The sequence below is a fragment of the Pseudomonas sp. Marseille-Q1929 genome (genome assembly GCF_017316265.1).
In the GTDB taxonomy this organism is placed as follows: domain Bacteria; phylum Pseudomonadota; class Gammaproteobacteria; order Pseudomonadales; family Pseudomonadaceae; genus Aquipseudomonas.
Genome location: NZ_JAFLWU010000039.1, coordinates 33,091 through 46,010, shown reverse-complemented (window position 1 = coordinate 46,010; position 12,920 = coordinate 33,091). Strand labels below are relative to the sequence as shown.

Here is a 12,920-nt window from a genome sequence, read left to right as displayed (position 1 = left end):
CAGTGAAACGATGCATCGCCGATGGTAGTGTGGGGTTTCCCCATGTGAGAGTAGGTCATCGTCAAGATTAAATTCCGAAACCCCATTTGCGAAAGCAGATGGGGTTTTGTTTTGGGCGCGAGAAAAGTACGTGAAGGGCCATTACGGTGACCTTCAATGCTAAAGTCCACGCCTCGATTTTGTTTTCCCAAGGAAGCCGTTATGCCGGATGCGACGTCCCTCAGCGCTGGATTCATGGTGGTTCATGGCAACCGCCTGGACGAACTGCGCGGCCTGGTCGTCAGTTGGATGCGCCGCTATCCCCTGGCTCCTCTGGAAAACGAAATCGCCCTGGTACAAAGCAACGGCATCGCCCAATGGCTCAAACTGGCCCTGGCCGAAGACCCGGAAGATGACGACATGGGCGGCTGTGGCATCGCCGCCGCAATCGATGTGCAACTCCCCGGCAGCTTCATGTGGCAGCTCTACCGCATGGTCCTTGGCCGTGACGAAATCCCGCTCAAGTCCCTGCTCGACAAAGCCCCGCTAACCTGGCGCCTGATGCGCTTGCTCCCGGAGCTCATCGATCAACCCCACTTCGAGCCGCTGCAACGCTTCCTCACCCATGACACTGACCTGCGCAAGCGCTACCAACTTGCCGAGCGCCTGGCTGACCTGTTCGACCAATACCAGGTCTACCGCGCCGATTGGCTGGAAGACTGGGCCGCCGGCAGCCACCAATTGCGTAACGGTCGAGGCGAGTCAAAGCCCCTCGACCCAGCCAACTGCTGGCAAGCCGAGTTATGGCGTGCACTGTTGCTGGATGTGGGTGAAGAAGGCATGGCCGAAAGCCGCGCCGGCGTGCATCAGCGCTTCATCGAACGCATCAATACCCTGGAAAAAGCCCCACCGGGCCTTCCTTCCCGAGTGATCGTCTTCGGCATTTCATCGTTGCCGGCCCAAGCGTTGGAAGCCCTCGCCGGTCTGGCACGTTTCAGCCAAGTCCTGCTGTGCGTACACAACCCTTGCCGTCACCACTGGTCCGACATCGTTGCCGACAAAGACCTGCTGCGTAACGAATACAAACGCCAGGCGCGTAAGACCGGTATGCCAGTCACCATCGACCCACAAACCCTGCACCAGCATGCCCACCCGCTGCTGGCCGCCTGGGGCAAACAAGGCCGTGACTACATCAGCCTGCTAGACAGCTACGACGACCCCAACAGCTACCGCGCCGCGTTCCGCGATGGTCGCATCGACCTGTTCAGCGACAGCGAACCCACCACGCTGCTCAACCAACTCCAGGACGACATCCTCGAGCTGCGTCCGCTCAATGAAACCCGCGAACTCTGGCCTGCTGTCGATCTTGAACGCGACACTTCCATCCGCTTCCACATCGCCCACAGCGCCCAACGCGAAGTGGAAATCCTCCACGACCAACTGCTCCACCGCTTCAGCGCCGACCCCACGCTGCGCCCCCGCGACATCATCGTCATGGTCCCCGACGTCGACAGCTATGCGCCGCACATTCGCGCCGTGTTCGGCCAGCTTGAGCGCAACGACCCGCGCTTCATCCCCTTCACCCTGACCGACCAAGGCCAACGCGGCCGCGACCCTTTGCTGATCGCCGTCGAACACCTGCTGAAACTCCCCGACAGCCGCTTCCCTGTCAGTGAAATCCTCGACCTGCTCGACGTCCCGGCCCTGCGCGAACGGTTCGCCATTAAAGAGCGCGATCTGCCCACGCTGCACCGCTGGATCGAAGGCGCCGGAATTCGCTGGGGGCTAAACGCGGAACAACGCGCGGGGCTTGGGTTGCCACAAGAACTGGAACAAAACAGCTGGCGATTCGGCTTGCGTAGGATGTTGCTGGGTTACGCCGTAGGCACCGGCGCAGCCTGCGAAGGCATCGAGCCCTATGATGAAATCGGCGGACTCGACGCTGCCCTGATCGGTCCGTTGGTCGCCTTGCTTGATGCGCTGAATGACGCCCACCAAACCCTGTCCCAGTCGGCCGCTCCCCAAGTGTGGGGCGAGCGCTTGCAACGCCTGATGCAACTGTTCTTCCTGCCCAGCAGTGAACACGACGACTACCTGCTCGGCCAACTTGAACAACTGCGCGAAACCTGGCTGGAAACCTGCGAGTCCGTCGGCCTGCAAGACGAATTACCGCTCACCGTCGTCCGCGAAGCCTGGCTCGCCGGCCTGGACCAAGGCCGCCTGTCCCAGCGTTTCCTCGCCGGAGCTGTCAATTTTTGCACCCTGATGCCCATGCGCGCGATCCCGTTCAAGCTCGTTTGCCTGCTTGGCATGAACGACGGCGACTATCCCCGCGCCCAGCCACCGCTGGACTTCGACCTGATGGGCAGCGACTACCGCCCCGGCGACCGTTCACGCCGTGAAGACGACCGCTACCTGCTCCTCGAAGCCCTGCTTTCCGCCCGGGACCAGCTCTATATCAGCTGGGTCGGCCGCAGCATCCGCGACAACAGCGAGCGCCCGGCCTCGGTCCTGATCGGTCAACTACGCGACCATCTCGCCAGCGGCTGGCACCACGCCCAAAGCGAGGAGCCGCTCCTCGAAGCGATGACCCAAGAGCATCCACTGCAACCCTTCAGTGCCCGCTACTTCCACGAAGGCGACCCGCTGTTCAGCTACGCCCGCGAATGGCAGTTGCTGCACGAAGCCTCCGCTGCCGAACCCACAGCAGACGAGCTACCAGAGCACCAACAAGAAGAGCCCCTGAGCCTCGGCCAGCTCCAAGATTTCCTACGCAACCCGGTCAAACACTTCTTCAGTCAGCGCCTGAAAGTGTTCTTTGAAGCGGCCGAAGTGCCCCTTGCCGATGAAGAACCCTTCGTACTCGATGCGCTGCAACGCTACAGCCTCAGCGATAGCCTGTTGAACGCAGCGCTGGCCCAACCCGAACATCTCGACCTGGCCCTCAACGCTCAGGCCCTACGCCTGCAAGGCAGCGGCCTGCTGCCGATGGTCGGCTTCGGCGAATGCCTGCGCAACGAATTGATCGAACCCCTGCCCGACCTGCTACAACGCTACCAACAGTTGTTGGCCCTCTGGCCGACGCCACACACCGGCGCCGAACCGGTCAGTTTTGAGCATCAAGGTATTCAACTGGAAGGCTGGATCAGCGGCCTGCACCGGCGCAGTGATGGCGGTTTGCTAAGCGTGACCACCATCCCCAACAGCATCGGCTCAATCAAGACCCGCAAATGGCATCGCCTGATTCGCCCTTGGGTCAATCACGTCGTCGCGTGTGCCTGCGGCCTTTCGTTGAGCACCGGCTTGGTGGCCAGCGATGACACCTTGCTACTGTCGCCGCTGGAAAAAAGCGCAGCCCGGGAAATCCTCGGCAACCTGCTGCTGGCCTGGCACGCAGGGATGAAAAAGCCGCTCCCGGTCGCGGTCAAAACCGCCTTCGCCTGGCTTGGTCAATCGGACCCCGCGAAGGCTGAAGCCGCCGCCCAAAAAGCCTACGAAGGCGACGGCGTGAACACCGACGGCGAGCGCCGCGAAACCCCGGCGCTCACCCGCCAATTCCCAGACTACGCCACGCTCATCGCCAGCGAAGAATTCGACGGCTGGTGCGAAACCCTGTATCGCCCGCTCATCAACGCCCCGTGGCGATCACTTACCAGCGAGGAGGCCAGCGCATGAGCAGCAAACCCTTGGCCCTGGCCTTCCCGCTAAAAGGCAGCCAGCTGATCGAAGCCAGCGCCGGCACGGGCAAAACGTTCACTATCTCGGCCCTCTACTTGCGCCTGGTACTGGGTAACGGCGGCGATGAGTCCGGTTTTGGCCGCGAACTGCTACCGCCACAAATCCTCGTGGTGACGTTTACCGACGCCGCGACCAAGGAGCTGCGTGAGCGCATCCGCATCCGGCTCGCCGAAGCTGCGCGTTTCTTCCGCAGTGAAATCGACAAACTCGACCCGCTGATCACCGAACTGCGTGACCAATACGCACCGGAGCAATGGCCCGCCTGCGCCAACCGCCTGGACATCGCCGCACAGTGGATGGACGAAGCCGCCGTCTCGACCATCCACAGTTGGTGCCAGCGCATGCTGCGCGAACACGCGTTCGACAGCGGCAGCCTGTTTACCCAGACCCTGGAAACCGACCACAGCGACCTGCTCGGTGAAGTCCTGCGCGATTACTGGCGACTGTTCTGCTACCCGATGCACGATGACGCGCTCACTTGGGTGCGCAACAACTGGGGTGGCCCCGCTGCATTGATGCCACGGGTGCGCGCACTGTTCGGCAGCGAACGCCCCACCGGTGAAACCCGCGACCCTGCCGAGCTGATCAACGCCTGCCTGCAAGAGCGCCGCGAAGCCCTGAGGGAGCTCAAGGCGCCCTGGCAACAATGGGCCATCGAGCTACGTGACATCTGCCTACAAGCCGTGGCCGCCAAAGCCGTCGACGGCCGTAAAATGCAGGCGCGTTACTTCGAACCGTGGTTCGAAAAGATCAGCGCCTGGGCCGCGGACGAAACCCTTGAACAACTCGACATCGGCACCGGCTTCACCCGCCTGACCCCGGATGGCATGGCCGAAGCCTGGAAGGGCGACCCGCCGCATCACCCCGGTATCGATGCGATGGCCGGCCTCAAGGCCGCCCTCGACGCCCTGCCAACCCCCGACGCCGCCGTGCTGCAACATGCCGCCGGTTGGGTCGGCAAACGTTTCGAAGAAGAGAAACGGCGCCGCGCCGAAATGGGCTTCGACGACATGCTCACCCGCCTCAACAGCGCCCTACAGGCTGAAGGCGGCGAGCGTTTGGCGAGTGTGATTCGTGAACAGTTTCCCGTCGCGTTGATCGACGAATTCCAAGACACCGACCCGGTGCAATACAGCATCTTCGACCGCATCTACCGCATCGAAGAAAACCACCGCGACAGTGGCCTGTTCCTGATCGGCGACCCGAAGCAGGCGATCTATGCCTTCCGTGGCGCCGACATCTATACCTACCTGCGCGCACGCGCGGCCACCACCGGGCGCCATCACACCCTGGGCACCAACTTCCGCTCCAGCCATGCGATGGTCGAGGCGGTCAACCATGTGTTCCAGCGTGCCGAAACCGGGCGTGGCGCGTTCCTGTTCCGCAAGCCGGACGGTGAAAACCCGGTGCCGTTCCAGCCGGTATTGTCCCAGGGCCGCAAAGAGCAATTGCAAGTCGATGGCCAAACGCTGCCGGCGATGAACCTGTGGCACCTGCCCACCGACCAGCCGATTTCCAACGTGGTGTACCGCCAACAATTGGCCGCCGCCTGTGCCACGCAGATTGTCGAATTGCTCAACGGCGGGCAGCAGGGCACTGCCGGTTTCCTGCAAGCGGATGACAGCTTCATCGGCGTGCTGCCGTCGGACATTGCCATCCTCGTACGCGACGGCAAGGAAGCCCAAGCCGTACGCGCCGAGTTGGCCGCCCGTGGCGTGCGCAGCGTGTACCTGTCGGACAAAGACTCGGTCTTCGCTGCCCAGGAAGCCCACGACCTGCTGGCCTGGCTCAAGGCCTGCGCCGAGCCGGACGTCGAACGCCCACTGCGCGCCGCCCTGGCCTGCGTAACCCTGAACCTGTCACTGCCGGAACTGGAGCGTCTGAACCAGGACGAACTGGCGTGGGAAACCCGCGTGATGCAGTTCCGTGGCTACCGCGCGATCTGGCGTAGCCAAGGCGTGCTGCCGATGCTGCGGCGCCTGCTCCACGATTTCAAGCTGCCGCAAACCCTGATCGCCCGCAGTGATGGCGAGCGCGTGTTGACCAACCTGCTGCACCTCAGCGAGTTGCTGCAACAGGCCGCGTCGGAACTGGACGGCGAGCAAGCGCTGATCCGTCACCTGGCCGAACACCTGGCGCTGTCGGGGCAGGCCGGTGAAGAACAGATCCTGCGCCTGGAAAGCGACGAGCAACTGGTCAAGGTCGTGACGATCCACAAATCCAAGGGCCTGGAATACGACCTGGTCTTCCTGCCCTTCATCTGCTCGGCCAAACCGGTGGATGGCAGCCGCTTGCCGCTGCATTACCACGATGAAAACGGCAAACCCCAAGTCAGCCTGCGCCCGACCGCCGAGCTGATCGCCCAGGCCGACGACGAGCGCCTGGCCGAAGACCTGCGCCTGTTCTACGTCGCCCTGACTCGCGCCAAACACGCCTGCTGGCTGGGCATTGCCGACCTCAAGCGCGGCAATAGCAGCAGTTCCGTGTTGCACTTGTCTGCACTGGGCTACCTGCTCGGCGCCGGCGCTTCGTTGGGCGAGTCCGCCGCCCTGGCGCGCTGGCTGCTGGACTTGCAGGAAGGCTGCCCCGCCATGCATTACAGCCACGTACCCGAAGTGCAAGACATCCTCTTCCACCCGCCACGTAACGAAGCCACGCTGCTCGCGCCGCTGCTGCCCAAACGCAAGGCTGCGGAGAACTGGTGGATCGCCTCCTACAGCGCCTTGCGCATTGGCGACAGCATGAGCGTGGCCACGCCGGAAGCGCCGGAAAGCCCACAAGCGCAAAAGCTGTTTGATGACGAGCGTCTCGATCCCGACGCACCGCGCGAAGTGGCGGCGTCCGGCGGTGATATACACCGTTTCCCACGCGGCCCGAATCCGGGGACCTTCCTCCACGGCCTGTTGGAATGGGCCGGCGAAGATGGCTTCAACGTCACGGCTGAAGCCATCGAAAAAGCTGTCGGCGCGCGCTGCAACCGCCGCAACTGGGAAGGCTGGATCACCACCCTCAGTGGTTGGCTCGGCCAGTTGCTGCAAACGCCGCTGCCGGTAGATAACGACCAGGTCACCCTCAGCAGCCTGCAGCAGTACCAGATCGAAATGGAGTTCTGGTTTGCCAGCCACAAGGTCGACGTACTCGCCCTCGACAAACTGGTGTGCCAGCACACCCACAACGGCGTCTCCCGGGTCGCCGCCGAACCGGTGTTGCTCAATGGTATGTTCAAGGGCTTTATCGACCTGACGTTTGAACACGACGGTCGCTATTACGTGGCGGATTACAAATCCAACTGGCTTGGCCCTGACGATTCGGCTTACACACTGGAAGCCATGGAACAGTCGATCCTTGATCATCGGTACGACCTGCAATACGTCCTTTACCTGCTGGCCCTGCACCGCCAACTGAAGGCGCGCCTGCCGGATTATGACTACGACCGTCACGTCGGCGGCGCGCTGTATGTGTTCCTGCGCGGCGTTCAATCCGCCAGCCGGGGCGCGTACTTCACACGCCCGCCCCGTGAGCTGATCGAAAGCCTGGACCTGTTGTTCCAGGGCAAGCCCATCCCGCCCAAGGTTGAGCCCGCCTGGGAACAAGGAGTCCTGTTATGAGCCTGTCGCCCCTGCCGCTTGAGGCGCTGGAACCCCTCAGCCGTGCCGCGGACCTTGTGCAACTGCTTGAGCGCTGGGTCGACCGCGGCTGGCTGCGCGCCCTGGACAAGGCCTTCGTCGGCTTCCTCCACGAACTCGCCCCCCAGGCCGACCCCGTGGTGCTGCTGGCCGCCGCATTGACCAGCCACCAACTGGGCCACGGTCACGTGTGCCTGGACCTGGTCGAAACCCTCAAGGCGCCGGACTTCGCCCTGTCCTTGCCGCCCGAAGGCGATCTGCAAACGGGGGCGATGTTGCTGCCATCGCAACTGCTCAACGGCCTCGATGGCAATCACTGGTGCCAGGCCCTGGCCGCCAGTCGCCTGGTCGCGCTGGGCGGCGATGGCAGCGAGTCGGCCCGCAGCCGTCCGCTGGTGTTGTCCGGCACGCGCCTGTACCTGCGCCGCTACTGGACCTACGAGCGGCGCATCGACAGCGCCTTGCGCCGACGCCTCGCCAGCCAGGAAACCATCGCCGCGGATTTGCCCCAGCGCCTCAACGGCCTGTTCGACCAGCCGCCGCCCGATGGCGTGATCGACTGGCAAAAACTCGCCTGCGCCCTGGCGACTCGCGGTGCGTTCAGCATCGTCACCGGCGGCCCCGGCACGGGCAAGACCACCACCGTGGTGCGCCTGCTGGCATTGTTGCAGGCGCCGGCAGTGGAGGCCGGCAGCCCGTTGCGCATCCGCCTGGCCGCGCCGACCGGCAAAGCCGCCGCGCGCCTCACCGAGTCCATCAGCCAGCAAGTGCAGTCGCTGACGGTGCCCGACACCGTGCGCGATAAAATCCCGACCCAGGTCACCACCGTTCACCGTCTGCTGGGCAGCCGCCCGGGCACGCGGCACTTCCGTCATCACTTGGGCAACCCCTTGCCCCTGGATGTGCTGGTGGTGGACGAAGCCTCGATGATCGACCTGGAAATGATGGCCAACCTGCTGGACGCCTTGCCGCCGCATGCGCGGCTGGTGCTGCTGGGTGACAAGGACCAACTCGCCTCGGTCGAGGCCGGTGCCGTACTCGGCGACTTGTGCCGCGACGCCGAAGCAGGCTGGTACAGCGCCGAGACCCGGCAATGGCTGCAAGCCGTCAGCGGCGAAGACCTCAGCGCCAGCGGCCTGGAAGAAGACCTCGACGCCAGCCACCCACTGGCCCAGCAAGTGGTGATGCTGCGCTACTCGCGGCGTTTTGGTGAAGGCAGCGGCATCGGCCAGCTGGCGCGCCTGGTCAACCAGCAACACGCCGAGCAAGCCCGGCAACTGTTGAATGCCGGCAGCCACAGCGACCTGGCCTGCGTCAGGCTCAAAGGCGAGCACGACCACGCCCTGGAGCGCCTGGTGCTGGACGGGCAGGGCAGCGACGGTGCCCAGGGTTATCGCTACTACCTCGACCTGCTGCGCAGCGCGCGTCCGGCCCTCGACACCCCGCGCGAAGACGGGGCCTGGACCCACTGGGCCCAACAACTGCTGCAAGCCTTCGACGCCTTCCAATTGCTCTGCGCCGTGCGCAAAGGCCCATGGGGTGTGGAAGGGCTGAACCTGCGCATCACCGCCGCCTTGCGCAAAGTGCGGCTGATCGACGGCGATGAGCAATGGTACGAAGGCCGCCCGGTGCTGATGACCCGCAACGACTACGGCCTGGGCTTGATGAACGGCGATATCGGCATCGCCCTCAAGCTGCCGGAAAGCGACGGCGGGTCCCACGTGCTGCGGGTGGCCTTCCCACGTAATGATGGCCAGGGCGGCGTGCGCTTTGTTCTGCCTAGCCGTCTGAATGATGTGGAAACCGTGTACGCCATGACCGTGCACAAATCCCAGGGCTCGGAATTTACCCACACCGCGCTGATCCTGCCGGACGCGCTTAACCCCGTGCTGACCAAAGAACTGATCTACACCGGCATCACCCGGGCCAAGCAATGGTTCAGCCTGATCGAGCCCCGTGGCGGGGTGTTTGAAGAGGCCGTTGGGCGCAAGGTCAAGCGCTTGAGTGGGCTGATGCTGGAGTTGGAACATGACGCGGAAAAATCTGACTGATAGGTCATTTATGGCGCCATATCGCGGGGGTTTCCGTCGCTGTGCTATCGTTGCGGCATCATCTTGAAAAGACCTGAGAGAATCGCTGCATGAACGTGGCTGGCTCGTCCACAGAGCGTAGTTTGAGCTGGAGACGCATGTTACTGGTGGCGGTTCTTGGCATACTCGCGCCCCGCGTATTTGCCCAGGCACCCAGCCCGGCAGATCACCGCGCCCAGGCAGTGACCCAAGTGGTGCTCGGCATCCTCAGCTATGCCCGTTGGCCAGTGGAGCCGGCGCAGTTGCGCCTGTGCATCGTCGGGCCGACCCAGTACACCGACGACCTGATCAAAGGCACCACTCAGGCTACCGGCCGTCCGGTGCTGGTGCAGCGGTTGCTGGCGGACCATCCCGATATCGTCAACGCCTGCAACGCTGTGTATATCGGCAAGCTCAGTGGCGATGAGCGCAACCAATTGTTTGCTTCGCTGATCGGACACCCGGTGCTGAGCATCAGTGAAGGCGGTGACCAATGCACGGTGGGCAGCCTGTTCTGCCTGCGGGTGGGGGATGAGCAAGTGTCGTTCGAGGTCAATCTCGATTCCGTGGCACGCAGTGGCGTACGCATTCACCCCAGCGTGCTGCAACTGTCGCGCCGTCGAGCGCCTGAGCCATGAGCGCGCTGAACGTGCGCCCGACCCTGCGCTCGGTCATCGGGCGTGGCCACATGATCCTGGCGCTGGTGGCGGTGAGCCTGGCCAGCGTGTCCCTGACCCTGCTCGGCGTGCTGGCGCTGCGGGTGTACGCCGAGCACAACCTGCACCTGATCGCGCGCTCCATCAACTACACCGTGGAAGCGGCGGTGGTGTTCAACGACAGCGCGGCCGCCACCGAAGCCCTGAGCCTGATCGCCTCCACCGAAGAAGTGGCCCGGGCCGAAGTCTTCGACGCCAACGGCAAGCTGCTGGCGCAATGGGTACGCCCGGACACCGGCATGCTCTCGCGGGTTGAATTGGAACTGGCGCATACCCTGCTCGAACAGCCCATCAGCCAGCCGATCCTCCATCAAGGGCGCACCGTGGGCAGCATCCACCTGACCGGTCACGGCGCCAGCCTGCTGCGCTTTTTGCTCAGCGGCCTGGCCGGCATCCTGATCTGCACCGCCCTCAGCGCCTGGGTCGCCCTGCACCTGGCGCAGCGCCTGCTGCGTGGCATCACCGGCCCGCTGCAAAGCCTCGCCGCCGTGGCCCACGCTGCCCGTAGCGAGCGTGATTTCGACCGGCGCGTGCCACCGGCGCAGATCGCCGAACTCGACAGCCTGGGCAGCGACTTCAACGCCTTGCTCGGCGAGATGGAAGCCTGGCAAAGCCACCTGCAAAGCGAAAACGAAACCCTCGCGCACCAGGCCAACCACGACAGTCTTACTGGCCTGCCCAACCGCGCCTTTTTCGAAGGTCGCTTGATCCGTGCCCTGCGCAGCGCCGCCAAACTCAACGAGCGCGTCGCCGTGTTGTTCCTCGACAGCGACCGCTTCAAGGACATCAACGACAACTTCGGCCACGCCGCCGGCGATGCCGTCCTGGTCGCCGTGGCCGAGCGCGTGCGTGCACAGTTGCGTGAAGACGACCTGGTCGCGCGCCTGGGTGGCGATGAATTCGCCATCCTGCTGGCGCCCCTGCACAAGCTTGAAGATGCCCAGCGCATCGCCGACAAAATCATCGCCAGCATGGACTTGCCAATCCCGGTGCCGGGCAACACCCAGGTGTTGACCTCCCTCAGTATCGGCATCGCCATCTACCCCGATCATGGCGCCACCCCTGGCACCTTGCTCAATGCCGCCGACGCAGCGATGTACCAGGCCAAGCGCCTGTCGCTCGGCGGCCAGCAAACGGCGGAGCCGGAGAGCCCCGTCGTCAATGTTCAACACAGGAGTTGATCCCTTGTTCTCGACCGCGCGTTTTATGTTTATCACCCTGCTGGTGGCACTGCTCGCCCTCGGCGGCTGCCAGACTGCCCCACCCAAAGGCCTGACCCCGGCGCAAGTCGCCGTGCTCAAGCAACAGGGTTTTGAACTCACCGACGAAGGTTGGGCGTTTGGCTTGTCAGGCAAAGTGCTGTTTGGCAGCGACGTCGAAGCGCTGAACAAACCCAGCACCGATATCGTCGAACGCATCGGCAAGGCCCTGCTGGGTGTCGGCATCGAACGCGTGCGCGTGGACGGCCACACCGATGCGTCGGGCAAAGAAACCTACAACCAGCAACTGTCCCTGCGCCGCGCCAAGAGTGTGGCCAAGGTGCTGACGGGCGTGGGGATGAAGGAAGAAAACATCCAGCTGCGTGGCCTGGGCAGCAGCGAGCCGGTGGCGTCGAACACCACGGTGGCGGGGCGCACGGAGAATCGGCGGGTGTCGATTGTGGTGATTGCGGACTGAGTCAGTCCCCCATTTCAATTTGAAACCCAATCAACTGTGGGAGCTGGCTTGCCTGCGATAGCGGTCTATCAGCAATGAATATGCTGACTGACACACCGCCATCGCAGGCAAGCCAGCTCCCACACTTATTCGTGGGCTTCGGTAAATCTCATCTGGCGCGTTTCCCCCATCAACAACCCTTGGTTCTGCTCCGTCACCTCGCGGATGTAATCCCACAACAACGTAATCCGCTTCAACTTGCGCAAATCCTCCCGGCAATACATCCAAAACTGCCGCGTAATCGTTATCTCCTCCCCCAGCACCGGCAACAACCGTGGGTCCTGTGCCGCCAAAAAGCACGGCAGTATCGCCATCGACCGCCCCTGCTGCGCCGCCACGTACTGCGCAATCACGCTGGTGCTGCGCAAACTGGCGCTGGCGCCAGGCACCACATTCGCCAGGTACAGCAGCTCCGAGCTGAAGGCCAGATCATCCACATAGCTGATAAACGGATGCTCGGCCAAATCCGTGGGTTTGCGGATGGGCGGGTGTTGGTCGAGGTAGTCCTGGGTCGCGTACAGCTGCAATTTGTAGTCGCACAGTTTGCAGCACACGTAGGGCCCGTGTTCCGGGCGTTCCAAGGCGATGACGATGTCGGCTTCGCGCTTGGACAGGCTGATGAAGTGGGGCAGGGGCAGGATGTCCACCGAGATCGCCGGGTACGTGTCGACAAAATGGCTCAACTGCGGGGTGACGAAGAAACTGCCGAAGCCTTCGGTGCAGCCCATGCGCACATGGCCGGACAGCGCCACGCCGGAGCCGGAGACTTGCTCGCAGGCCATGTGCAAGGTGCTTTCGATGGACTCCGCGTAGCCCAGCAAACGCTGGCCCTCGGGGGTGAGGACGAAACCGCTGGTGCGGGATTTTTCGAACAGCAGGGTGCCGAGTGACACTTCCAGCGAACTGATGCGCCGCGACACCGTGGTGTAGTCCACCGCCAGGCGCTTGGCGGCGACGCTGGCCTTGCGGGTGCGGGCCACTTCGAGGAAAAACTTCAGGTCATCCCAGTTCAGGGAGCCCAGTGACGTGATGTTTTTTTGCATATTGGACCGGCTTTTATGTGCGTTCTTATTAGA

Annotated in this window: 7 protein-coding genes; 6 read left to right on the top strand and 1 reads right to left on the bottom strand. The window is 63.4% G+C overall.

Annotation, left to right across the window (positions count from 1 at the left end):
* Positions 1-201 precede the first annotated feature (201 nt).
* The 6 genes from recC to J1G37_RS26600 all read left to right on the top strand — a co-directional run bounded on the left by recC (position 202) and on the right by J1G37_RS26600 (position 11,805).
* Positions 202-3,654 carry an exodeoxyribonuclease V subunit gamma gene (gene recC / locus J1G37_RS26625; RefSeq protein WP_207046534.1) on the top strand — a complete coding sequence of 1,151 codons (3,453 nt, stop codon included), beginning with the start codon at positions 202-204 and terminating at the stop codon, positions 3,652-3,654.
* Positions 3,651-7,325, top strand: a complete 3,675-nt coding sequence (gene recB / locus J1G37_RS26620) for an exodeoxyribonuclease V subunit beta (RefSeq protein ID WP_207046532.1) — start codon at positions 3,651-3,653, stop codon at positions 7,323-7,325. Before recC ends, recB begins: the two co-directional genes overlap by 4 nt.
* On the top strand, positions 7,322-9,394 hold the full coding sequence (gene recD / locus J1G37_RS26615) for an exodeoxyribonuclease V subunit alpha (protein ID WP_207046529.1): 2,073 nt from the start codon (positions 7,322-7,324) through the stop codon (positions 9,392-9,394). The genes recB and recD overlap by 4 nt, the downstream gene beginning before the upstream one ends.
* A gap of 89 nt (positions 9,395-9,483) precedes the next feature.
* The gene (locus tag J1G37_RS26610; protein ID WP_207046527.1) at positions 9,484-10,050 is read left to right on the top strand and encodes a YfiR family protein; all 567 of its coding nucleotides are present in this window, start codon (positions 9,484-9,486) and stop codon (positions 10,048-10,050) included.
* Complete coding sequence (locus tag J1G37_RS26605; RefSeq protein ID WP_207046525.1) at positions 10,047-11,309, top strand: diguanylate cyclase; 1,263 nt, start codon at positions 10,047-10,049, stop codon at positions 11,307-11,309. Before J1G37_RS26610 ends, J1G37_RS26605 begins: the two co-directional genes overlap by 4 nt.
* Before the next feature lie 4 nt (positions 11,310-11,313).
* Positions 11,314-11,805, top strand: a complete 492-nt coding sequence (locus J1G37_RS26600) for an OmpA family protein (RefSeq protein WP_207046522.1) — start codon at positions 11,314-11,316, stop codon at positions 11,803-11,805.
* Positions 11,806-11,930: 125 nt separating this feature from the next.
* On the opposite strand, the gene J1G37_RS26595 is transcribed toward J1G37_RS26600, so the two are convergent.
* Positions 11,931-12,887, bottom strand: coding sequence for a LysR family transcriptional regulator (locus J1G37_RS26595; RefSeq protein WP_207046520.1), 957 nt, complete (start codon positions 12,885-12,887; stop codon positions 11,931-11,933).
* Positions 12,888-12,920 lie beyond the last annotated feature (33 nt).